The sequence below is a fragment of the Streptomyces sp. NPDC041970 genome (assembly GCF_055588985.1).
Genome location: NZ_JBVJCD010000037.1, coordinates 1 through 20819, shown reverse-complemented (window position 1 = coordinate 20819; position 20819 = coordinate 1). Strand labels below are relative to the sequence as shown.

The window sequence follows — 20819 nt, the reverse complement described above, 5'->3', positions numbered from 1 at the left end:
CGCGATGGTCAGGTCAGCGCAGGCTCGCCCTGGGGTACGTCGATGTCGATGCTGTCGAGCAGCGACTCCTGGTGCTGAGCGGCGGCGTTGAGCGCGTCGTTCTCGCCCTGGATGCGGCTGAGTTCGGATTCCAGGTCCTGGACGCGCTGCTGGAGCCGTCGCATCTCGGCGAGGAGTCGCGGGTCGGAACCGCCGACGTAACCGAGAAGCGCCTTTGCCATGATGGATGGTCCTCCACAATGAGTGACCGACCGATGCGGTGTGGGTCGTCAGGGGGAGCGCACCCGCGATGCTCGGCAGGGCTTGTCATCACTGCGGTTCTGCTGCCCAACAGCTCTACCGAACAGCTCAGGTGCGCGGGGATTTCAGCGTCTCACCAAAAAGTTTGACGGTCAACACGATCACACTCCGTGGGCGCGGGTGTCCCTCGGGCGTACGGCGGAACGATCCGGCGGCACCACTCCCGCGAGGGCGCGCGAGGGGCGTGGAGGATCTTCGTCGACGCCGCGCCCATGAACAAGATCGGTTATTCGGCGATCAAGAACGCCGCCCACTTCATCGCAGGTCATTTCGGGTCCGGCGCGCCGACGCGATACCACCGCGGCCCGTCGGAGGCATTCGCTCCGCTGAGGTGAACGCGTCATTCCGGGGCTTTCGGGGGACGAGGATCAGCGGATGGCGAATCCCTCGTAACCCCCGCGCGGCGTGTCCCAGATCTCAGTGACCCCGCTCACGCGGCCGGGTGTGTCGTCGGAGCGCAGCCACTCCAGCAGGCGGTGGCAATTCTCACGCGGCCCCTCGGCCACGATCTGCACCCGGCCGTCGTCGAGATTGAGGGCGAAGCCGGTGAGCCCGCCGATTTCCAGGGCGTTTGCCCTGGTGAACCAGCGGAAGCCCACTTGCTGCACTCGGCCGCGTACCCAGACGACGAGGCGCGCATCTTCGTTCATGCCCGAACGCTAACGGGCTCGCCTCCCTCGCGGGACATCACCCCCTTTTGCCCCATGAGCTACAGTCCGGTCGCAATAGCCTCACTCGATCGGGTGAGGGCGTCAGGGATATCGACCCTTGGTCGACCATGCGCGGTCCGATCGGCGGGCGACAGAGCAGGAGACGGACGCCCCGGCGGCGTCCGGAGCACCAGGAGAGGCACAGCGCATGGGACGCCACCGACGATCCGCCGCAGGTCCCGCCGCTGACGGGTCCGCCGTCCCGCGCGGCGGAGCGCGCCGAGGGAAGAAGCCCTCCGTGCCCGTGCGCGCCGGACTCCTCGGCGTCTCGGCGGCCGTGGCCGTCGGCGCGGTCGCCGTCGCCACGGGCCTGCTGCCCGGCGGTCCGACGTACACCTCCGGCGGGGACGCCCCGGTGGAGCAGGTGCGCACCGGCGGCGCCCCGGAACTGCTGACGCAGGGCGGCAGCTCCACCGCGCCCGCCGACCGGGAGAGCGGGCGCCCGAAGGCGAAGGGCGAGGCTCCCACGAGGAGCGCGTCCCGGCCCCCGGCGTCGCCCGCCGCGACGCCTTCGCGGTCGGCGGAGCCGGCCGCCCCGTCCGCCTCCCCCGCCTCCCCGGCGAAGAAGCCGACCGCGGCCCCGTCCGGGACGTCGCGGACCTCCGGCCCGGCCCCGCGCACGAGCACCGCCCCGGCGAGCAGGACACCCGCGCCGCCGAAGACCTCCGCCGCCCCGGCGCCCCGCACCGAAGCGGCCCCCTCCCCCTCCGACGCCTCCGCCCGCGCCGAGGTGCTGGGCCTGGTGAACCAGGAGCGGGCGACGGCCGGCTGCTCGCCGCTGACCGCCGCCTCCCCGTTGACGTCGCTCGCCCAGGGCTTCAGCGAGGACATGGCGGCGCGCGGCTTCTTCGACCACACCGACCCGGACGGCCGCACCCCCTGGGACCGCGCCGCGCGGGCCGGGGTCCAGGGGCTCGGCGCGGAGAACATCGCCCGCGGCCAGGCGGACGCGCGGAGCGTGATGGCGGCCTGGATGGACAGCGAGGGCCACCGCGCGAACATCCTCAACTGCGCTTACACGACCATCGGCATCGGCGTGCACGAGGGTTCCGGCGGCCCGTGGTGGACGCAGAGCTTCGGCTTCTGACCGCACGCCCGAGCGGCGTCGGCCCCCGCCGGGCCGCACGCCCGCGGTCGCGGGCGTGCGGACGCGTCACGCCGGGAGGCGGGGCGGCCGCTGGCAGCGCGGGCAGAAGTAGCTGGAGCGGTTCATCCAGGCGCTGCGGCGCATCGGGGCGCCGCAGCGGTGGCAGGGTTCGCCCTCCCGGCCGTAGGCGTCGAGCGACCGGTCGAAGTATCCGGACTCGCCGTTCACGTTGACGTACAGGCTGTCGAAGCTGGTGCCGCCCTGGGCGAGAGCCGCGTTCATGACGTCGCGGGCGTGGCCGAGCAGTTCGGCCGACTTGGGCCGGGTCAGGGTGCCGGTCGGCCGGTCGTAGTGCAGCTTGGCGCGCCAGAGCGCCTCGTCGGCGTAGATGTTGCCGACGCCGCTGAGCAGGGTCTGGTCGAGCAGGGCGCGTTTGACCGTCGTACGGCGCAGCCTCAGCGCCGCGTGGAACGCGGCGTCGTCGAAGAGCGGGTCGAGCGGGTCGCGGGCGATGTGCGCGATGACGTCCGGCAGCCCGTCGGGGGTGTTGCCGTGCAGGGAGAGCCCGCCGAAGGTGCGCTGGTCGACGAAGCGCAGCTCGGTCCCGAGCGCGTCGTCGAACCGCATCCGGACCCGCAGGTGCTTCTCGTCGGGCGCGTCCGCCGGCCGCACCAGCAACTGCCCGCTCATCCCCAGGTGGCCGAGCAGGGAGGCGGAGGCCCCCTCCACGGGCACCCAGAGGTACTTGCCGCGGCGCATCGCCGTGCCGAGGCGGGCCCCGCGGAGCCGGGCGGCGAAGTCGACGCCGCCCGCGAGGTGCCGGCGGACGGAGCGCGGGTGCAGGACCTCCGCCTCGGCGACGGTGCGGCCGCTGACCCAGCGCTCCAGGCCCCGGCGGACGACTTCGACCTCGGGCAGCTCGGGCACGGTGGACTCCAGGGGACGAGGGGGCGGGGGCGTGAGGGCGGGGGCCCGCGGACGCGCGGGAACGGGGCGGAAGACCGCCCTCCGGGGTGCCCGGCGGCCTTGCGGACAGCCTTCGGCCGCTGAGGCCCGGACAGGGAGAACCCCCCGGTGCACATGGCACCGGGGGGTCCCCTTCGCGTCAGGCCGGAGCGGCGTCCGTGTGCGGCGACGGTTCGGCAGGGGTGTCGGCGGCCCCTCCGTCGGCCGCGGACTTCTCCGCGGCCCTCCGTGCTTCCGCGGCGGCGCTGATCTCGCGCCAGGCGGACTCGGCCGCCTGCTGCTCCGCTTCCTTCTTGCTACGGCCGGTGCCGGTGCCGTACGAGACACCACCGACGCGAGCAGCAGCAGTGAAGGTCTTCTCGTGATCCGGGCCGGTCTCCGTGACGAGGTACTCGGGGACTCCGAGGCTCTCGCTCGCGGTGAGCTCCTGGAGGCTGGTCTTCCAGTCCAGGCCGGCGCCGAGGTTCGAGGACCTGTCGATCAGCGGGTCGAAGAGCCGGTGGACCAGCTCCGAGGCCGCGCTGAGGCCCTGGTCGAGATAGACCGCGCCGATCACCGCTTCGAGGGTGTCGGCGAGGATGGAAGCCTTGTCCCGGCCCCCCGTGCCCTCTTCACCCCGGCCGAGCCGGATGAAGGAGCCGAGTTCGAGGCCGCGGCCCACTTCCGCAAGCGCACGCGAGTTGACCACCGCGGCCCGCAACTTGGCCAGTTGGCCTTCGGGCAGGTCGGGGTGGGTGCGGTACAGCGTGTCCGTGACCACCAGGCCGAGCACCGAATCCCCGAGGAATTCGAGCCGCTCGTTGGTGGGCAGACCGCCGTTCTCGTACGCGTACGAACGGTGGGTCAGCGCACGCACCAGAAGGGCGGACTCGACGTTGTATCCGAGCCGCCCTTCCAGAAGCGTGTGGGACGAGGCTGTGTTGACGTTGTCTGCCTGCTTCTTGGCGTGGGACAACTCAGACATCGGGCCTCTCACCAGCCGCTCAGACCTCGAGGACCTGGCGCTTGTTATAGGTGCCGCAGCTCGGGCACGCAATGTGCTGGAGCTTGGGCTCCTGGCAACGCTCGCACGAAACCAGGGTGGGGACCGCAGCCTTCCACTGCGACCGGCGGTGGCGCGTGTTGCTGCGCGACATCTTCCGCTTCGGAACAGCCACGGCTACTTCTCCTGCTTCTCGTCGACGCCCGGTTCGGCGCCGCCCATGTTGTCCTTCTCGCCGTCCTGAACGGTCTCGGCGAGTCCTTGCAGTGCCGCCCAACGGATGTCGACGGCGTCGTGGTGGTGGCCCGGATGCTCGTCCAGCCTGATTCCGCATTCGGAACACAGACCGGCGCAGGTCTCCTTGCACACCGGCTGCATGGGCAGTGCGAGCACTACCGCGTCACGCAGCACTGACTCGAGGTCGAACAAGCCGTCCTCGAGGAAGAACCTGTCCTCGTCGTCCTCGGCGTCGTCGGCCGGGTCCGCCGCACTGCTGCGGGCCCGGTCATCGGCGTCAGGGTACGAGAACATCTCCTGGAAATCCGCGTCGACCTCTATGGTCAGCGGCTCCAGACACCTTACGCACTCCCCCTCGGCGGTCGCACGGGCGGTGCCTGTGACAAGCACCCCTTCCATGACCGACTCGAGGCGGAGGTCCAGCTCCACGGGCGCGCCTTCCGGCACGCCGATGACGCCGTCGATGCCCAGGACCGGTGAACCGGGTGCGTCCACCGTGCGGGTGAGCCGCTTCAGAGCACCGGGACGCCGACCCAGCTCGTGCGTGTCGAACACGAGGGGGTTGCGGTGGTCGAGGTGGCCGTTCAGGGCTTCTCCTGCTTTCGGGATCTCGTGCGTCGTGCTGGGGAGGGGGCCGACCCGTCGGATTCGAGGCGGGCAGGCGGGATCGCGGAGCTACGCGCGACCGAGGATTCAGGATACTGGACGGACCGCCCAGCACCCAATCGGGGCGGCCCGCACCCCGCCGGACCTGGCCCCGCGCCCGGACCGGCGCGCGCGGGGCGGCGGGATCAGCGGCCCTGTTCGTACCGGCGGAGCTGCTCCAGGTCGATCATGCTGGTGTCGAAGAGGCTGGTCTCGTCCAGCGCCCCGTCGCCCTGCCGGGCGGGCGGCCGGGGCTGGGGCTGCTGCTCCTGCCAGCCGTAGTCGGGCTGGGCCTGCGGCGCGGGGTACTGGCCCGTCCCGTACCCCGTCTGCTGGTAGGCGGCGTACGGATCGGGCTGCTGGTAGCCGTACGCGTCGGGGGCGCCGCCCGGCTGGAGCGGCTGCTCCTGGTAGCCGTAGGCCGCCTGCGCGTACTGCGGCTCGACCGGGGGCTGCGCCGGGTAGAGCGGCGGCTGCTGGGGCTCGTGGGGCGGCTGGGGCTGGTGGGACGGCTGCCGCGGGTCCGGGGGGGCCAGCTCGGCGAGCCCGGCCAGGTAGTCGGCGTCGCTGGTGTGCCCCTGGTCTCCCGCGGCGTCCTGGGCGGCCATGTGCGCGCCGAGGTCGTCGGAGGCGACCCGGCCGTGCAGCTTCTGCCGGCCCCGGCCGACCGCCTCCAGGGTCTTGGCGAGCACCGCCTCGAACGCGCCGAACTTGGCGTCCACGTACGCGTCCGCCCGCTGCCGCAGCGTCTCCGGGTCGGCGCTGCGCTCGGGGGCCTCGGCGAAGTCGGGGTCCTGGTAGCCCTGCTCGTCCAGGCCCTGGCCGCGGCCGAGCAGCTTCTCGCGGCCGCGGTCCACGGAGCCGATGGTCTTGGTGAGGACCACCTCGAAGTTGGCGAGCTTGCTGTCGACGTAGTCGTCGGCCTCGGCCCGGACCTCCTCGGCCTCGCGGCGGGCCTCCGAGAGGATGCGGTCCGCCTCGCTCCGGGACTCCCGGACGATCTCGGTCTCGGAGATCAGGGAGCCGCGCTGGGCGTGGGCGGCCTCGATGATCCGCTCGGCCTCCTGCCGCGCCTGCTCCACGAGCTGCTCACGGCCGCCGATCAGCTCCTGGGCGTGGGCGAGGGAGCCCGGCAGGGCCTGGCGCACCTCGTCGAGCATGGCGAGCAGCTCGGCGCGGTTGACCACGCACGAGGCCGACATGGGCATGGAGCGGGCGTTCCCGACCGCTGCGACGATCTCGTCGAGCTTCTTCTGCACGTCCACCGTGTGCTCGCCACTCTCTGCTGCTCTGTTGGAGACGGACGGGACGACTGTAAGGCCGGCGGGCCGCCGTCCGACACCTGGTGACGGTACGTCAGCGGCTCAGCGTTCGGCCAGCCGCTCGGTGAGCGCCCCGTGGACGGTCGGGGGCAGCAGGTGGGAGACGTCGCCGCCCCAGGCCGCGACCTCCTTGACCAGCGAGGACGACAGGAAGCTGTAGGTCGGGTTGGTCGGCACGAAGAGCGTCTCGACGCCGGAGAGGCCGTTGTTCATCTGGGCCATCTGCAGCTCGTAGTCGAAGTCGCTGACGGCCCGCAGGCCCTTGACGATGGCCGGGATCTCCCGCTGCCGGCAGAAGTCGACCAGCAGTCCGTGGAAGGACTCCACCTCGACGTTGCCGAAGTCGGCGGTGACCTCGCGGATCAGGTCGATCCGCTCGTCCACGGTGAACAGCCCCTTCTTGGACTGGTTGATCATCACCGCGACGTGCACGACGTCGTACAGCTTGGAGGCTCGACCGATGATGTCGAGATGCCCGTTGGTGATGGGGTCGAACGACCCCGGACAGACGGCGCGGCGCACAGTGATTCCCTCGCTCTCCGGTCCGGTCATCGTGCGTCTTCGCACGGAGCGGCGGCGCGACCGTACCAAAGCGTCCCCTCGCCGTAGCGACGGGCCCGCAATGGCTCGAACCCGGCCGGCCAGCCGAATTCCCCGCCCCGCGTGCTGCGTTCCACCGTGACGAGCGCATCGCCGGTGAGCCACCCCTGAGCACGGAGTGTGAGGAGGATCTCGCGGAGATCGTCGTCGGTGACGGCGTACGGAGGGTCCAGGAAGACGAGGTCGTACGGGTCGGCGGGGGCCGGGCCCGCGACGATCTGCTCGGCCCGGCCGGCGCGCACCTCGGCGCCGGGCAGCCGCAGGGTGCGGACGTTCTCCCGGACCGTGCGGACCGCCTTCTGGTCGGCCTCGACGAGCAGGGCGTGGGCCGCCCCGCGCGAGAGCGCTTCCAGGCCGACGGCGCCCGAGCCGGCGTACAGATCGGCGACCCGGACACCGTCGAGGGCGCCGAGCAGCGCCTCCCAGGTGGAGAACAGGCCCTCCCGCGCACGGTCGGAGGTGGGGCGGGTGCCGGTGCCGGGCGGGACGGCCAGGCGGCGTCCGCCGGCCGAGCCGGCGATCACGCGGGTCATGGGTGCGGGGTCCTCGGGGTCGTGGGGCACGGCAGGCAGGGCCGTCGGCGTGCGGTGCGCGCCGTGCGTCCACGATATGGCGTGCGGCGCCCGCCGGCCCGTCCGCCTCCTCCCCTCCTGTCCCGGTGCGGCGCTACCCCTTGTCGAGGTACTCCTCGCGGTCCTTGTCCAGGAGGGCGGCCAGCGCGGTGCGCAGCTCGGGCAGGCGCTCCAGCTCCGGGTCGGCGGCGACGACCGCGACGGCCTCCTCGCGGGCGGCGGCGATCACCTCCTCGTCGTCGATGACGGTGAGCATCCGCAGCGAGGAGCGCACCCCGGACTGGGCCTGCCCGAGGACGTCGCCCTCGCGGCGCTGCTCCAGGTCGATGCGGGAGAGCTCGAAGCCGTCGAGGGTGGCGGCGACGGCGGAGAGCCGGGCGCGGGCGGGGCTCGCCTCGTGGGCCTCGCTGACGAGCAGGCAGAGGCCGGGGGCCGAGCCCCGGCCGACGCGGCCGCGGAGCTGGTGGAGCTGGGAGACGCCGAACCGGTCGGCGTCCATGATCACCATGGCGGTGGCATTGGGGACGTTGACCCCGACCTCGATGACGGTGGTGGCGACCAGGACGTCGACGTCCCCGGCGGCGAACCGGCGCATCACGTCGTCCTTCTCGTCGGGGTGCATCCGCCCGTGCAGCACCTCGACGCTCAGCCCGGCCAGCGCGCCCCCGCGCAGCTCGTCGGCGATCTCCAGCACCGCGAGCGGCGGCCGCTTCTCGGGGTCCTCGTCGGCGGGCTTCTTCCCGGCCCTCCCCTTCTTCTTCCCGGCGGCCTCCTCCGCGTCGTCGCCGATGCGGGGGCAGACGACGTACGCCTGGTGGCCGTTGTCGACCTCCTCGCGGACGCGCTCCCAGGCGCGGCTGAGGAAGTGCGGCTTGTCCCTGGCGGGGACGACGTGGCTGGCGATCGGCGAGCGGCCCGCGGGGAGCTGGTCCAGGACGGAGGTCTCCAGGTCGCCGAAGACGGTCATCGCCACCGTACGGGGGATGGGGGTGGCGGTCATGACGAGGAGGTGGGGCGGCTGCTTCCCCTTGGAGCGCAGGGCGTCGCGCTGTTCGACCCCGAAGCGGTGCTGCTCGTCCACCACGACGAGGCCCAGGTCGTGGAACCGCACCTTGTCCTCGATCAGGGCGTGGGTGCCGATGACGATCCCGGCCTCGCCGGTGGCCAGGTCGAGCAGTGCCCGGCGGCGGGCGGCCGTGCCCATGGAGCCGGTGAGCAGGACGACCTTGGTCCCCCGGTCCGAGCCGCCCAACAGGCCGCCCTCGGCCAGCTCGCCCATCATCTCGGTGATGGAGCGGTGGTGCTGCTGGGCGAGGACCTCGGTGGGGGCGAGCATCGCGGCCTGGCCGCCCGCGTCGACGACGGCGAGCATGGCGCGCAGGGCCACCATCGTCTTGCCCGAGCCCACCTCGCCCTGGAGCAGGCGGTGCATCGGGTGCTCGGTGGCCAGGTCGTCGAAGATCTCCTTGCTGACGTGGCGCTGGCCGTCGGTGAGGGTGAACGGCAGTTTGGCGTCGAAGGCGTCCAGCAGGCCGTCCGCGACGGGGCGGCGGGCGACGGCGGGGAGCTGGGTCTCGGCGTACCGGCGGCGGGCCAGCGCGACCTGGAGCACGAACGCCTCGTCCCATTTGAGCCGGGCCCTGGCCTCCTCCACGTCCGCGCGGGTCTGCGGGCGGTGCACTTTGAGCAGGGCCTCGGGCAGCGGGGTGAAGCCGCGCCCCTCGCGCAGGGAGGCGGGCAGCGGGTCCACCGCGTCCCGCGCGCCGGGCAGCACGGCGTCGACGGCCTTGGCGATCCGCCAGGAGTCGAGCTGCTTGCACGCGGGGTAGATGGGCAGCAGCCGCCCGGCGAAGGCGTCCACGGCCTCGGTCGCCTCGTCGGCGTCGGTGGCGTCGAGCAGTTGGTACGTGGGGTGGGCGAGCTGCGTCTTGCGGTTGAAGACGGAGACCTTGCCCGCGAACATCGCCTGGCGGCCCGGCACCAGCTCCTTGTGCGGCTTGTGGACGCCGTGGCCGAAGAAGACCAGCTGGAGGCGGCCGGCGCCGTCGGTCAGGGTGACTTCCAGGCGCTTGCCCCGGCCGTTGTTGAACGTCAGGACGCGGGCGTCGGCGACCTGGGCGACGACCGTGACGTGCTCGTCCAGCGGGAGGTCGGTCAACGCGGTGAGCCTGCCCCGCTCCTCGTAGCGCCGCGGGTAGTGGTGCAGCAGATCACCGACCGTGTGCAGGTCGAGGTGTTCGGCCATCACCTTCGCGGTGGCTCCGCCGAGCAGCTTCTTGAGGGGTTCATCGAACGAGGACACGCGATCCATTGCACACCACCGCACTGACAGCCGTCAGCCGGGCGCGGCGGGAGGCGGGCGGCGGAGGGCTACTCGACGCCGATCAGCAGCGGCGCGCGCTGGCGTCCGCCCCGGTAGACCACGGTGTCCACGGCGAGGTGGCCCCCGCGCACGTGCGCCTCCAGCGCGTCGGCCAGCGTGTCGGGGACGTCCTCGCCGAGCACGAGGGTGACCAGCTCGCCGCCGGCCGCCAGCATCCGGTCCAGCACGGTGCGGGCGGTGGCCGGCACGTCGGCTCCGATGACGGCCACGTCGCCGTCGATCAGGCCGAGGACGTCCCCGGCCTGGCAGACCCCGGCCGTGGTCCACGAGCGGTGTTCGGCGACGGCGAGTTCGGCGTAGCGGGTGGCGCCGGCCGCGGCGGTCATGGCGACCACGTCCTCGTCGAAGCCCCGGTCCGGCTCGTGGACGGCGAGGGCGGCGATGCCCTGGACGGCGGCGCGGGTGGGGACGAGGGCGACCCGGACCCCCTCGGTCCTGGCCTGCTCGGCGGCGGCCGCGGCGGTGTGGCGCAGGGCGGCGTCGTTGGGCAGCAGGACCACCTCGCGGGCGTGGGCGCGGCGGATGGCGTCGACCAGTTCGCCGCTGGCGGGCGGTTCGCCGGGGCGGGCGATCACGGTGGTGGCCCCGGCCCCGGTGCACACCTGAGCCAGCCCGTCGCCGGGGACCACGACGACGACGGCGCGGCGGGCGGGTTCGGCCTGGGCGCGCGCGTCGTGGCCGCCGCGGGCGGCGAAGTGGGTGATGCGGATGCGGTACGGCCGTCCGGCCTCGACGCCCGCCTCCACGGCCGCCCCGGCGTCGTCGACGTGGACGTGTACGTGCCAGAGCCCGTCGCCGCCCACCACGACCAGGGAGTCGCCGAGCGCGTCGAGCCGGGTGCGCAGCCTCGCGACCTCGTCGTCGCCGGCCTCCAGCAGGTAGATCACCTCGAACGCGGGCCCCGCGCTCTCGCCGGGTTCGGGGCAGTCCACCCCCGGCACGCCGTCCTCGGGGGGCTCCGCGCCGGATGCGGGTCCGGGCGTCCCGCCGGGCGGCCCGGTGCGCGGGGCCCGCGCCGGGGCCTGTCCGGTGACCGCCTCCACCAGCGCGCCCAGGACCGCCACCAGGCCCCGGCCCCCGGCGTCGACCACGCCCGCCCGCCCGAGGACGGCGAGCTGGGCGGGGGTGCGGGCGAGGGCCGCGCGGGCCCCCCCGTATGCGGCGTGGACCACGGCGGCCAGGGCCGGGTCCTCGCCCCGCGCGGCGTCGGCGGCGGCTGCGGCGACGGTGAGGACGGTGCCCTCGACGGGGTGGGCGACGGCCTGCCGGGCGGCGGCCGCGGACCGGGTGAGGGCGAGGCGCAGGTGCGCCGCGTCGCCTCCGCCGGCCAGCACCCCGGCCATGCCGCGCAGCAGTTGGGCCAGGATGGTGCCGGAGTTGCCGCGGGCGCCGATCAGCGCGCCGTGCGCCATGGCGTGCACGACGTCGGCGGTGGCGGGCGCGGTGCCCCCGGTCTCGTGGGCGGCGAACACGGCCTCGACGGCCGCGGCGGCGGACTCGACGGTGAGGTAGAGGTTGGTGCCGGTGTCACCGTCGGCGACGGGGTACACGTTGATGGCGTCGATCTCCGCGCGCTCCCGGCCCAGGGCCTCCAGGGCCAGTGAGCACCAGGTGCGCACCGCGACGGCGTCCAGAACGTCGGGGGGCTGCGGCACCGGTGGTCCTCCTTGAGCGGCCGTGGCTGCGGGCTGAACCGCAGGTTAGCCGCCTGCGGGGGCCCCGGCGGGGACAGGGGGCGGGCGGCGGGCGGTCCGAGCCGTGGTAGTTTCGTATCTCCGGAGCAGGCGTTGTATGCTGCTTCGGTTGCCCGACGAGAGTCGGGACATTCCTCCGGTACCGCCACTTCATTCAATGATTCCGGCGCGCCGGAATTCACTGTAAGTGCATCTCGAAGTCTTTGGAGTGACCCGTGGCTGCCAACTGCGACGTCTGCGGCAAGGGGCCGGGCTTCGGCAACAACATTTCGCACTCGCACCGCCGTACGTCCCGTCGCTGGAATCCCAACATCCAGCGCGTGCGTGCCGTGGTCGGTCGGACGCCGAAGCGGCTCAACGTCTGCACCTCGTGCATCAAGGCCGGCAAGGTCGCGCGCTGACGTCCCCGTCGTAGCGCAGCCTTCCGGTTGCCCAAAAAGCCGGTCCACCTCGGTGGACCGGCTTTTTGCTGTGCTCAGGCGGTCGGACGGGTCCGCCAGCCGTGGTCGACCGGGCCGATGCCGCCGCCGAGCGGGAAGCCGGCCTCGACGGCCCCGGTGACGTACGCCTTCGCGGCCCGTGCGGCGGTGGGGACGTCCTGGCCGAGCGCGAGCCCGGAGGCGAGGGCGGAGGCCAGGGTGCAGCCGGTGCCGTGGGTGTGCCGGTTGTCGTGCCGGGGGGCGCGCAGCCAGTGCTCCGCGTCCCCGTCGGTGAGCAGGTCCACCGCCTCGCCGGGCAGGTGGCCGCCCTTGATGAGCGCCCAGCGCGGTCCGAAGGCGAGGATCCGTTCGGCGGCCCGCCGCATCCCCCGCTCGTCGCGGACCCGGACGCCGGTGAGCTGGGCCACCTCGTCGAGGTTCGGGGTGGCGACGGTGGCGACGGGCAGCAGCTTCGCGCGTACGGAGTCGAGGGCTTCGGCGGCGAGCAGCGCGTCGCCGTGCTTGGAGACGCCGACCGGGTCGACGACGACGGGGACGCCGGTCTCGGCGAGGAGTCCGGCGACGGTTTCGACGAGGGCGGCCGAGGCGAGCATCCCGGTCTTCACGGCCTGGACGCCGATGTCGTCGACGACGCTGCGGTACTGGGCGCGCACGGCCTCCACCGGCAGCTCCCACGCGCCCTGGACGCCGAGGGAGTTCTGTGCGGTGACGGCGGTGATGACGCTCATGCCGTGCACGCCGAGGGCGAGCATCGTCTTGAGGTCGGCCTGGATTCCCGCACCGCCGCCGGAGTCCGATCCGGCGACGGTCAGCACGCGTGGCGGTACAGCGGTACGGAGGGGCATACGCGGCAATCTAGCGGGAGCCCCGGTCGGCGCGGCGGCCGAGGGGGGCCCGCCGCACCGGGCGGGGCCCGCTCACCGGGCGTCCTCGATCGCGCCGAAGTGGTCCCAGCCGCCCTTGCTGGTCCAGGGGGCGCCGTCGACGGTGACCTGCGGGAGGGCGGAGGGGTTGAGGACCTCGCCGATCACCTTCCAGCGGGCGGGCAGTTTCACGTCGGGCGGGAAGGTCGCCACGATCGCGTGGTCCTCTCCCCCGGTGAGCACCCACTGGAGCGGGTCGACGCCGACGGCCTGGCCGATGTCGTGCATCTGCGAGGGGATGTCGATGAGTCCGGCGCGCAGGTCGATGCGGACCTTGCTGGCCTCCGCGATGTGCCCGAGGTCCGCCACGAGCCCGTCGCTGACGTCGGTCATCGCGGTGGCGCCGAGCCCGGCGGCCGCGGGCCCCGCGTGGTAGGGCGGTTCGGGCCGGCGGTGGGCCTCGACGAAGGCGCGCGGGGAGCGGAAGCCTCGGGAGAGCACGGCGTACCCGGCGGCGGACCAGCCGAGCCAGCCGGTGACGGCGACCACGTCGCCGGGGCGGGCGCCGGCGCGGGTGACCGGTTCGTGGTTGCGCAGGTCGCCGAGGGCGGTGATCGCGACGGTGATCGTGTCGCCGCCGACGACGTCGCCGCCGACGACCGCCGCTCCGGCGACCTGGCACTCGTCGCGCAGGCCGTCCATCAGCTCGGCGGCCCAGGTGACGGGCAGGTCGGCGGGGACGACGAGGCCGAGGAGCAGCGCGGTGGGGACGGCGCCCATGGCCGCGATGTCGGCGAGGTTCTGGGCGGCGGCCTTGCGGCCGACGTCGTACGCCGTCGACCAGTCGCGGCGGAAGTGCCGCCCTTCCAGCAGGATGTCCGTACTGGCCACGACCCTGCGGTCGGGAGCGGCCACGACGGCGGCGTCGTCGCCGGGCCCCAGCCGTACCGCCGGAGTGGTGGTGAGCCGGGAGGTCAGCTCTCTGATGAGCCCGAACTCCCCCAACTCGCCCACGGTTCCCTTCACCGAGTCTCACCTCTCCTTTGTCGCCCCGGACGCCCGTCCGGGCCCCCGGTCGCGAGCCGTCACTGCTGTCGGTAGCGTCAAGAGATACGTCAACTTGTGCTCTGCGCACGCCACGCTGAGGACGCCGTCCGGCCCGCGGGTCTCCCCGCGGCACGCGGTGACGCGATAACGTGGCGTCCCTTTCCCCCACATGATCCTCGTGGCCGCCCTGGAGGTTCCGTGGTACAGGCGTACATCCTCATCCAGACCGAAGTGGGCAAGGCGTCGATCGTCGCCGAGACCATTTCCCGGATTCCGGGAGTCATCCAGGCAGAGGACGTCACCGGCCCCTACGACGTGATCGTGCGGGCCCAGTCCGAGACGGTCGACGCGCTCGGCCGCATGGTGGTCGCCAAGGTGCAGCAGGTGGACGGCATCACACGAACCCTGACCTGCCCGGTCGTCCACCTCTGACCCCCGTCTAGGCTGGTCCGGTGACGTCTTCCGCCCGCCGGTCCGCCCGCTCGACACTCACCCTCGGTCCGTCCGCCGCCGTGCTCGTGCTGGCCGCGGCGGGCTGCTCCCTCGGCGACGCGCGTCCCCAGGTCCCCGTTCCGACGCCGTCCGCGCGGGCCGCCGCGTACTGCGCCGACCTGCACGAGAAGCTGCCGAAGACGGTCCTCGACGAGGAACGCCGCGACCCCTCCCCGGAATCGGAGCTGACCGCCGGCTGGGGGGACGGGGCGATCGTACTGCGCTGCGGCGTCCCGCGACCCGAGAAGATGAACGATCCGCAGTCCCAGGGGGTCGAGGCCGACGGCGTGGCGTGGCTGCTGGAGGAGACGGAGGACTCCGGCCCCCGGTTCACCACCACCTACCGCAAGGCGTACGTCGAGGTCACGCTCTCCTCGAAGTACGCCCACGACATCACGCCGCTGGCCGCGTTCGCCGGTCCGGTCGCCGAGGCGGTCCCGGACCGGCTCTGAGCGGAGCGCCGGCGTCCGGGTCAGCGCAGTCCGGTGGAGCGGGTCAACGCGGCCTGGATCAGCCGGTCGACCAGCTCCGGGTAGTCGACGCCGCTCTCCTGCCACATGCGCGGGTACATGGAGATCGGGGTGAAGCCCGGCAGGGTGTTGATCTCGTTGATGACGAACGCGCCGTCCTCGGTGAGGAAGAAGTCGGCGCGCACCAGGCCCTCGCACGAGACCGCGTCGAACGCGGCGACGGCGAGCCGCCGCACCTCGGCGGTCTGCTCCTCGGTGAGGGGCGCGGGCACCAGGCCGGCGGCCGAGTCGATGTACTTGGCCTCGAAGTCGTAGAAGTCGTGCGCGGTGACCGGCGGGATCTCGGCGGGCACGCTGGCGCGGGGGCCGTCCTCGAACTCCAGCACCCCGCACTCGATCTCGCGGCCGCGCAGCAGCGATTCGACGAGGAACTTGGGGTCGTGGCGGCGGGCCTCCTCGATCGCCGCGTCGAGGCCGGAGACGTCGTCGACCTTGGTGATGCCCACGGAGGAGCCGCCTCGGGCGGGCTTGACGAACAGCGGCCAGCCGTGTTCGCCGGCGAAGTCCACGATCCGCCGGCGTGCGGCGGCCGGGTCGCGGTCCCACTCGCGGGGGCGGACGACCTCGTACGGTCCGACCGGCAGGCCGAAGGAGCGGAAGACCCGCTTCATGTACTCCTTGTCCTGGCCGACGGCGGAGGCCAGGACGCCCGCGCCGACGTAGGGCACGCCGGAGAGTTCCAGGAGCCCCTGGAGGGTGCCGTCCTCCCCGTACGGGCCGTGCAGGACGGGGAAGACGACGTCGACCTCGCCGAGCGCCTTGGGCACCGAGCCGGGCTCGCTGTAGAGGACCTCCCGGCTGCCGGGATCCACGGAGAGCACGACGCTGCCCCCGGCGGAGTCGGCGAGCTGGGCCACGTCGGGGACCCTGCGGTCGGCGATGGCCATGCGTTCGGGCTCGTCCGCGGTGAGCGCCCAGCGGCCGTCGACCGTGATGCCGATCGGCAGCACGTCGTACTTCGTCCGGTCGATGGCCTTCATGACGGCGCCGGCGGTGACGACCGAGATGCCGTGTTCGGAGCTGCGTCCGCCGAACACGACGGCCACACGGGGCTTGCGGCGGTGCGGCTCAGGGCTCTCGGCGCGCTCAGGGCTCTGGGGGAGGTTCTCGCTGCTCATATCGCGATGAGCGTACCTGCTGGTAGGGGCGGCGTCAGCGTCGCTCGGCCTTGGCGCTCCGCGACATCAGCTCCTTGAGGGCGACGACCGGCGGCTTGCCCTCGTGGACGATGGAGACGACGGTCTCGGTGATCGGCATGTCGACCCCGTGCCGGCGGGCCAGGTCGAGGACCGATTCGCAGGACTTGACGCCCTCGGCGGTCTGCCTGGTCACGGCGATGGTCTCCTGGAGCGTCATGCCGCGGCCGAGGTTGGTGCCGAAGGTGTGGTTGCGCGAGAGCGGCGACGAGCAGGTCGCCACGAGGTCTCCCAGGCCCGCGAGTCCGGAGAACGTCAGCGGGTCGGCGCCCATGGCCAGGCCCAGGCGGGTGGTCTCGGCGAGGCCGCGGGTGATGAGGGAGCCCTTGGCGTTGTCCCCGAGGCCCATGCCGTCCGCGATGCCGACGGCGAGGCCGATGACGTTCTTCACCGCGCCGCCCAGCTCGCAGCCGATCACGTCGGTGTTGGTGTACGGGCGGTAGTACGGGGTGTGGCAGGCGGCCTGGAGGCGCTGGGCGACGGACTCGTCGGCACAGGCGACGACGGCCGCGGCGGGGCGGCGCTCGGCGATCTCCTTGGCGAGGTTGGGCCCGGAGATGACGGCGACGCGGTCGGCGGGCGCTCGGGTGACGTCGGCGACGACCTCGCTCATCAGCTTGGCGGTGCCCAGCTCGACGCCCTTCATCAGGGAGACCAGGACGGTGTCCGCCTCCAGGTGCGGGGCCCAGGCGGCGAGGTTGGCGCGCAGCGTCTGGGAGGGCACGACGAGGAAGGCGAACTCCGCGCCGCGCAGGGCCTCGGCGGCGTCCGTGGTGGCGCGGATCGAGTCGGGGAGGCGGATGCCGGGCAGGTAGTCCGGGTTGGTGCGGGTGGTGTTGACGGCCTCGGCGACCTCGGCGCGGCGGCCCCAGAGGGTGACCTCGCACCCCGCGTCGGCGAGGATCACGGCGAAGGCCGTACCCCATGAGCCGGTTCCGAAGACGGCCGCTTGTACGGGGTGCGTCACGTGGGTCCCTTTCCCTGGGCCCTGCGCCGTTGTTCAGCACGGGCTTTGCGGTGGTCGTAGAGCTCGGCGGGGGCCTTCTCCCCGCGCAGGTTCTCCAGCTCGCGGGTGATTGCGGCCATGATGGCCTCGGTCGCCTCGCGCAGTACCTCGGGCGTCGGCTCCAGCCCGTAGAAGCGGTCGAGGTCGACCGGCGGTCCGGCCTGCACCCGCAGGGTCTTGCGGGGGAGGAGGCGCAGCCTCTTCTCCTTGGCGTACGGCGGCATCGCGTGGTTCGCGCCCCACTGGGCGACGGGGATGACCGGGGCCCTGGTCATCAGGGCGACGCGGGCCGCGCCGGTCTTGCCGGCCATCGGCCATCCGGCCGGGTCGCGGGTGAGGGTGCCCTCGGGGTAGAAGGCGACGCACTCGCCGCGTTCGATGGCGTCGACGGCGGCGCGGAAGGCGTCCAGCGCGTCGGTGGTCTCGCGGTAGACCGGGATCTGGCCGGTGCCGCGGAGCATCGTCCCGACGAACGGGGTGCGGAAGAGGGCGGCCTTCGCCAGGAACCTGGGCACCCGCCCGGTGTTGTACTGGAAGTGGCCGTAGGAGAGCGGGTCCAGATAGGAGTTGTGGTTGACGGCGCTGATGAATCCGCCGTCGGCCGGAATGTGTTCCGTCCCCCGCCAGTCTCGCTTGAACAGAACCACCAGTGGCGGCTTGGCGATGACCGCCGCCAGGCGGTACCAGAAGCCGATTCTGCGGCGGGACACGAGGACACCTTTCCTTCATCATTCGATCTGCTGCCTGACTGCGGACGGCCAAGTCTCGCCGCAGGACCCTGCTCTGTCGAGAACACCGTACGCCCCGCCCTTCGAGCCGGCCCTCCGGGTTGTCGTACCGGCGGGCGAGAATAGGCGCTGACGCGCATGGAGGGGGAGATCGCCACGAACACCGCATCACCGGGACCCTGGACCCTGGTCGTTCCGCTGAAGCCGCTCGCGCGGGCCAAGAGCCGCCTGGGACGGGCGGCGGGCGAGGAGGCGCGGCCGCGGCTCGCGCTGGCGTTCGCGCAGGACACCGTCGCAGCGGCGCTGGCCTGCGCCCGCGTGCGGAATGTGGTGGTCGTCACGGACGACGCCGCGGCCTCGGCGGCCCTGTCGGCGCTCGGTGCGCGCACCGTGCCCGACGCCCCGGCGGCCGGGCTCAACGCGGCGTTGTCGCACGGCGTCCGCCGGGTGCGCGGGGCGCGGCCGGGCGCCGCGGTGGCGGCGCTCAACGCGGATCTGCCGGCGTTGCGCCCGGCCGAATTGGCGCGGGTGCTCGATTTCGCTTCCGCTTTTCCCCGCGCTTTTCTCCGGGACGCCACGGGAATCGGCACGACATTTCTGTCCGCCGGGTACGGCGCGGAATTCCTCCCCGCTTTCGGCGGCCCGTCCGCCGGCCGGCACCTGGCGTCGGGGGCGGTGGAAATGGCGGCGCCCGGCCTCGACTCGGTGCGCCGGGACGTGGACACGGCGGAGGATCTGCGGGCGGCCCTCGCTCTGGGGGTCGGCCCGCACACCGCCCGGCTCATGGCCGCGTCGGCGCCGGCCGCCGACCGATAGGCTGCCGCCCATGCAGGCGACCTCGTACACGTACGACCCCGAGACGCGCACCGGCAGCGTGCTGCTGGACGACGGGACCCCGGTGGACTTCGGCGCCCCGGCCTTCGACGCGGGCGGTCTGCTGCTGCTGCGTCCGGGGCAGCGGGTGCGGATCGAGGGCGAGGGCGCGGGGGCGGACCTGCGGATCACGCTGGTGACGCTGCAGACGTTCTAGGCCGGGCAGCCCGCGGGCCGGGCTCCCCCGAGGGGGAGCCCGGCCCGGCGCGTGTGAGGGGTGGGCGGACGCCCGGTCTCACTTCTTGCGTGCGGTGGCCTTCTTGGCCGTGGTGGTGCGCGCCGTGGTCTTCTTCGCGGGCGCCTTCTTCGCCGTGGCCTTCTTGGCCGGCGCGGTCTTCTTGGCGGTCGTCGCGGCCTTCTTCGCCGGGGTCGCCTTCTTCGCGGCCGCGGTCGTCTTGGCGGCCGTGCCGGTCTTCTTGGCGGTGGCCTTCTTCGCGGCGGTGGTCTTCGCCGGCGTCGCCTTCTTGGCGGTGGCCTTCTTCGCGGTGGTCTTCTTGGCCGCCGACTTCTTGGCGGCGGCGGCCTTCACCGTCGTACGGGCGGCGGAAGATCCGCCCGAGAGGCTGCCCTTGGGGGCCTTCTTCACGGCCACGTCGTTCTTGGGGAGCTTCTTCGAGCCGCTCACCAGGTCCTTGAAGCCCTGACCCGCGCGGAAGCGGGGCACCGAGGTCTTCTTGACCCTGACGCGCTCACCCGTCTGCGGGTTGCGGGCGTACCGGGCGGGGCGGTCGACCTTCTCGAACGAACCGAAGCCGGTGACCGAGACACGGTCCCCGGCCACAACGGCCCGGACGATCGCGTCGAGCACCGCGTCGACCGCGTCCGCGGCCTGCTGACGGCCGCCGACCTTGTCGGCAATCGCTTCTACGAGCTGCGCCTTGTTCACGTCTTCCCCTTCGGAGACATTGCCAGAACGAAAGTGTTCAAGCTTTTTCGCACGTTAGGCAGATATATACCGCAAATCAAACACGAAACGGGCTAATCACCCTAGTGCCGCAACGAAGTCGACCGCCGCGGACTTCCGCGGTGTCAGTCACCTTCGGGGAATCGGCCCTCATCGAGGTCCTTCACCAACCGGTCCAGACGCCTTGCCGCGTCCGGGAGATCGTGCTTCGCCGCGGCCGTGACGACCAGCAGCTTCCGGGTCAGCGCCATCCGTACGCTCTCCGGGACTTGCAGTGCACGCACCTTCGCGTGCGCTTCCTTCAATCGGTCGGCGACATGGCCATAGAGCTTGAGTTGGCTGTCGCGTTCCATGCACCGATTGTGCCATCTGGGGCGAGTTGTCGCCCGACGGGGTCTCAACAAGCGACTGCGCCCCCTGCCGGGAGGCAGGGGGCGCAGTCCGGGAAAAGCGCTGCTCAGGCGGTAATGGTACGTGGCTTGAAGGCGGGGCGGGTGCTCTCGTAGGCCGCGATGTCCGCTTCGTTCTGAAGGGTGAGGCTGATGTCGTCGAGACCGTTGAGGAGCCGCCAGCGGGCGTTCTCGTCCAGCTCGAAGTCGGCCGTGACACCCCCGGCACGGACCTGCCGCGCCTCCAGATCGACGGTCACCTCGATGGCCGGATCAGCCTCGGTCACCTCCCACAACCGCTCGACGGTCTCCTGCGGGAGCATGACCGTGAGCAGCCCGTTCTTGAGGGAGTTGCCGCGGAAGATGTCGGCGAAACGGGACGAGACGACCGCCTGGAAACCGTAGTTCTGCAGAGCCCAGACCGCGTGCTCACGCGAGGAACCGGTCCCGAAGTCGGGCCCCGCGATCAACACGCTCGCCCCCCGGCGCTCGGGCCGGTTCAGAACGAAGTCCGGGTCCCTGCGCCACGCCTCGAACAACCCGTCCTCGAACCCGTCACGCGTGACCTTCTTCAACCAGTGCGCGGGAATGATCTGATCGGTGTCCACATTGCCCCGACGCAGGGGAACGGCCCGACCGGTGTGGATGGTGAACGCTTCCATGATCCTCAGACTCCCGCGGGGGTGGGAAGGGCGGTGAGATCGGCCGGCGAGGCCAGATGACCCAGGACCGCCGTCGCCGCGGCGACCTGCGGCGAAACGAGATGCGTGCGCCCGCCCTTGCCCTGACGCCCCTCGAAGTTCCGGTTGGAGGTGGAAGCCGAACGCTCACCCGGAGCGAGCTGGTCCGGGTT

Annotated in this window: 26 protein-coding genes; 6 read left to right on the top strand and 20 right to left on the bottom strand. The window is 72.6% G+C overall.

Annotated features, from left to right (window positions below):
• Positions 1–8 precede the first annotated feature (8 nt).
• Complete coding sequence (locus ACZ6EJ_RS18845; protein ID WP_469268410.1) at positions 9–221, bottom strand: hypothetical protein; 213 nt, start codon at positions 219–221, stop codon at positions 9–11.
• 447 nt (positions 222–668) lie between these two features.
• Positions 669–950, bottom strand: a complete 282-nt coding sequence (locus ACZ6EJ_RS18840; RefSeq protein ID WP_469268409.1) for an acylphosphatase — start codon at positions 948–950, stop codon at positions 669–671.
• Positions 951–1158: 208 nt separating this feature from the next.
• Between ACZ6EJ_RS18840 and ACZ6EJ_RS18835 the strand changes: the two genes are divergently transcribed.
• Complete coding sequence (locus tag ACZ6EJ_RS18835; RefSeq protein ID WP_469268408.1) at positions 1159–2097, top strand: CAP domain-containing protein; 939 nt, start codon at positions 1159–1161, stop codon at positions 2095–2097.
• A gap of 66 nt (positions 2098–2163) precedes the next feature.
• Here ACZ6EJ_RS18835 and mutM read toward each other — a convergent pair whose 3' ends face one another.
• The 9 genes from mutM to ACZ6EJ_RS18790 all read right to left on the bottom strand — a co-directional run bounded on the left by mutM (position 2164) and on the right by ACZ6EJ_RS18790 (position 11459).
• A complete protein-coding gene (mutM, locus tag ACZ6EJ_RS18830) occupies positions 2164–3024 on the bottom strand; it encodes a bifunctional DNA-formamidopyrimidine glycosylase/DNA-(apurinic or apyrimidinic site) lyase (RefSeq protein ID WP_469268407.1) in 861 nt (286 codons plus the stop codon).
• Between the two features lie 178 nt (positions 3025–3202).
• Positions 3203–4027 (bottom strand): ribonuclease III, encoded by an 825-nt coding sequence (gene rnc / locus ACZ6EJ_RS18825; RefSeq protein WP_469268406.1) that lies wholly within the window; start codon positions 4025–4027, stop codon positions 3203–3205.
• Positions 4028–4046: 19 nt separating this feature from the next.
• Positions 4047–4220, bottom strand: a complete 174-nt coding sequence (gene rpmF / locus ACZ6EJ_RS18820; RefSeq protein WP_003965982.1) for a 50S ribosomal protein L32 — start codon at positions 4218–4220, stop codon at positions 4047–4049.
• Positions 4221–4222: 2 nt separating this feature from the next.
• Positions 4223–4837 carry a YceD family protein gene (locus tag ACZ6EJ_RS18815; protein WP_469268404.1) on the bottom strand — a complete coding sequence of 205 codons (615 nt, stop codon included), beginning with the start codon at positions 4835–4837 and terminating at the stop codon, positions 4223–4225.
• A gap of 236 nt (positions 4838–5073) precedes the next feature.
• Positions 5074–6192, bottom strand: a complete 1119-nt coding sequence (locus tag ACZ6EJ_RS18810; RefSeq protein ID WP_469268402.1) for a cell division initiation protein — start codon at positions 6190–6192, stop codon at positions 5074–5076.
• A 99-nt stretch (positions 6193–6291) separates the two neighbouring features.
• On the bottom strand, positions 6292–6771 hold the full coding sequence (gene coaD / locus ACZ6EJ_RS18805) for a pantetheine-phosphate adenylyltransferase (protein ID WP_469268462.1): 480 nt from the start codon (positions 6769–6771) through the stop codon (positions 6292–6294).
• A 26-nt stretch (positions 6772–6797) separates the two neighbouring features.
• Complete coding sequence (gene rsmD, locus ACZ6EJ_RS18800) at positions 6798–7382, bottom strand: 16S rRNA (guanine(966)-N(2))-methyltransferase RsmD (protein WP_469268400.1); 585 nt, start codon at positions 7380–7382, stop codon at positions 6798–6800.
• A 133-nt stretch (positions 7383–7515) separates the two neighbouring features.
• Complete coding sequence (gene recG, locus ACZ6EJ_RS18795) at positions 7516–9732, bottom strand: ATP-dependent DNA helicase RecG (protein ID WP_469268399.1); 2217 nt, start codon at positions 9730–9732, stop codon at positions 7516–7518.
• A 59-nt stretch (positions 9733–9791) separates the two neighbouring features.
• Positions 9792–11459 carry a DAK2 domain-containing protein gene (locus ACZ6EJ_RS18790; RefSeq protein WP_469268397.1) on the bottom strand — a complete coding sequence of 556 codons (1668 nt, stop codon included), beginning with the start codon at positions 11457–11459 and terminating at the stop codon, positions 9792–9794.
• Between the two features lie 254 nt (positions 11460–11713).
• Here ACZ6EJ_RS18790 and rpmB point away from each other — a divergent pair, with 254 nt between their 5' ends.
• Positions 11714–11899 (top strand): 50S ribosomal protein L28, encoded by a 186-nt coding sequence (gene rpmB / locus ACZ6EJ_RS18785; RefSeq protein ID WP_030928661.1) that lies wholly within the window; start codon positions 11714–11716, stop codon positions 11897–11899.
• Between the two features lie 74 nt (positions 11900–11973).
• Here the strand turns inward: rpmB and thiD are convergent, their stop codons facing one another.
• Positions 11974–12783, bottom strand: a complete 810-nt coding sequence (thiD, locus tag ACZ6EJ_RS18780; protein WP_469268395.1) for a bifunctional hydroxymethylpyrimidine kinase/phosphomethylpyrimidine kinase — start codon at positions 12781–12783, stop codon at positions 11974–11976.
• 72 nt (positions 12784–12855) lie between these two features.
• Positions 12856–13827: a thiamine-phosphate kinase gene (locus ACZ6EJ_RS18775; RefSeq protein ID WP_469268394.1), complete on the bottom strand. Its 972-nt coding sequence runs from the start codon at positions 13825–13827 to the stop codon at positions 12856–12858.
• Between the two features lie 219 nt (positions 13828–14046).
• Between ACZ6EJ_RS18775 and ACZ6EJ_RS18770 the strand changes: the two genes are divergently transcribed.
• Both ACZ6EJ_RS18770 and ACZ6EJ_RS18765 read left to right on the top strand, forming a co-directional pair.
• The gene (locus ACZ6EJ_RS18770) at positions 14047–14280 is read left to right on the top strand and encodes an Lrp/AsnC ligand binding domain-containing protein (protein ID WP_469268392.1); all 234 of its coding nucleotides are present in this window, start codon (positions 14047–14049) and stop codon (positions 14278–14280) included.
• Between the two features lie 20 nt (positions 14281–14300).
• Positions 14301–14792, top strand: a complete 492-nt coding sequence (locus ACZ6EJ_RS18765; protein ID WP_469268391.1) for a DUF3515 domain-containing protein — start codon at positions 14301–14303, stop codon at positions 14790–14792.
• Between the two features lie 20 nt (positions 14793–14812).
• On the opposite strand, the gene ACZ6EJ_RS18760 is transcribed toward ACZ6EJ_RS18765, so the two are convergent.
• The 3 genes from ACZ6EJ_RS18760 to ACZ6EJ_RS18750 are packed head-to-tail and all read right to left on the bottom strand — an operon-like array spanning position 14813 to position 17782.
• Positions 14813–15988, bottom strand: coding sequence for a D-alanine--D-alanine ligase family protein (locus ACZ6EJ_RS18760; protein WP_469268389.1), 1176 nt, complete (start codon positions 15986–15988; stop codon positions 14813–14815).
• Positions 15989–16022: 34 nt separating this feature from the next.
• Positions 16023–17033: an NAD(P)H-dependent glycerol-3-phosphate dehydrogenase gene (locus tag ACZ6EJ_RS18755; protein ID WP_469268387.1), complete on the bottom strand. Its 1011-nt coding sequence runs from the start codon at positions 17031–17033 to the stop codon at positions 16023–16025.
• Positions 17030–17782 (bottom strand): lysophospholipid acyltransferase family protein, encoded by a 753-nt coding sequence (locus ACZ6EJ_RS18750; RefSeq protein ID WP_469268385.1) that lies wholly within the window; start codon positions 17780–17782, stop codon positions 17030–17032. Before ACZ6EJ_RS18750 ends, ACZ6EJ_RS18755 begins: the two co-directional genes overlap by 4 nt.
• A 156-nt stretch (positions 17783–17938) precedes the next feature.
• On the opposite strand from ACZ6EJ_RS18750, the gene cofC reads away from it, so the two are divergent.
• Both cofC and ACZ6EJ_RS18740 read left to right on the top strand, forming a co-directional pair.
• Positions 17939–18616 (top strand): 2-phospho-L-lactate guanylyltransferase, encoded by a 678-nt coding sequence (cofC, locus tag ACZ6EJ_RS18745; RefSeq protein ID WP_469268383.1) that lies wholly within the window; start codon positions 17939–17941, stop codon positions 18614–18616.
• A gap of 10 nt (positions 18617–18626) precedes the next feature.
• Positions 18627–18830 carry a hypothetical protein gene (locus ACZ6EJ_RS18740; protein ID WP_469268382.1) on the top strand — a complete coding sequence of 68 codons (204 nt, stop codon included), beginning with the start codon at positions 18627–18629 and terminating at the stop codon, positions 18828–18830.
• A gap of 78 nt (positions 18831–18908) precedes the next feature.
• Here the strand turns inward: ACZ6EJ_RS18740 and ACZ6EJ_RS18735 are convergent, their stop codons facing one another.
• The 4 genes from ACZ6EJ_RS18735 to ACZ6EJ_RS18720 form a co-directional block, all read right to left on the bottom strand.
• Positions 18909–19559, bottom strand: a complete 651-nt coding sequence (locus tag ACZ6EJ_RS18735) for an HU family DNA-binding protein (protein ID WP_469268380.1) — start codon at positions 19557–19559, stop codon at positions 18909–18911.
• 143 nt (positions 19560–19702) lie between these two features.
• A complete protein-coding gene (locus ACZ6EJ_RS18730) occupies positions 19703–19930 on the bottom strand; it encodes an SCO5555 family protein (protein ID WP_469268378.1) in 228 nt (75 codons plus the stop codon).
• Between the two features lie 104 nt (positions 19931–20034).
• On the bottom strand, positions 20035–20628 hold the full coding sequence (gene leuD / locus ACZ6EJ_RS18725) for a 3-isopropylmalate dehydratase small subunit (RefSeq protein WP_469268376.1): 594 nt from the start codon (positions 20626–20628) through the stop codon (positions 20035–20037).
• A 5-nt stretch (positions 20629–20633) separates the two neighbouring features.
• A partial coding sequence (locus tag ACZ6EJ_RS18720) for an aconitase family protein (RefSeq protein ID WP_469268375.1) occupies positions 20634–20819 on the bottom strand: 186 nt, incomplete at its 5' end.

What these genes read in the sequence shown, in the direction of transcription:
- ACZ6EJ_RS18845 (WP_469268410.1), bottom strand. Translation starts at nt 221, where the DNA reads ATGGCAAAGGCGCTTCTCGGTTACGTCGGCGGTTCCGACCCGCGACTC.
- ACZ6EJ_RS18840 (WP_469268409.1), bottom strand. Translation starts at nt 950, where the DNA reads ATGAACGAAGATGCGCGCCTCGTCGTCTGGGTACGCGGCCGAGTGCAG.
- ACZ6EJ_RS18835 (WP_469268408.1), top strand. Translation starts at nt 1,159, where the DNA reads ATGGGACGCCACCGACGATCCGCCGCAGGTCCCGCCGCTGACGGGTCC.
- rnc (WP_469268406.1), bottom strand. Translation starts at nt 4,027, where the DNA reads ATGTCTGAGTTGTCCCACGCCAAGAAGCAGGCAGACAACGTCAACACA.
- rsmD (WP_469268400.1), bottom strand. Translation starts at nt 7,382, where the DNA reads ATGACCCGCGTGATCGCCGGCTCGGCCGGCGGACGCCGCCTGGCCGTC.
- recG (WP_469268399.1), bottom strand. Translation starts at nt 9,732, where the DNA reads ATGGATCGCGTGTCCTCGTTCGATGAACCCCTCAAGAAGCTGCTCGGC.
- thiD (WP_469268395.1), bottom strand. Translation starts at nt 12,783, where the DNA reads ATGCCCCTCCGTACCGCTGTACCGCCACGCGTGCTGACCGTCGCCGGA.
- ACZ6EJ_RS18760 (WP_469268389.1), bottom strand. Translation starts at nt 15,988, where the DNA reads ATGAGCAGCGAGAACCTCCCCCAGAGCCCTGAGCGCGCCGAGAGCCCT.
- cofC (WP_469268383.1), top strand. Translation starts at nt 17,939, where the DNA reads ATGGAGGGGGAGATCGCCACGAACACCGCATCACCGGGACCCTGGACC.
- ACZ6EJ_RS18740 (WP_469268382.1), top strand. Translation starts at nt 18,627, where the DNA reads ATGCAGGCGACCTCGTACACGTACGACCCCGAGACGCGCACCGGCAGC.
- ACZ6EJ_RS18730 (WP_469268378.1), bottom strand. Translation starts at nt 19,930, where the DNA reads ATGGAACGCGACAGCCAACTCAAGCTCTATGGCCATGTCGCCGACCGA.
- leuD (WP_469268376.1), bottom strand. Translation starts at nt 20,628, where the DNA reads ATGGAAGCGTTCACCATCCACACCGGTCGGGCCGTTCCCCTGCGTCGG.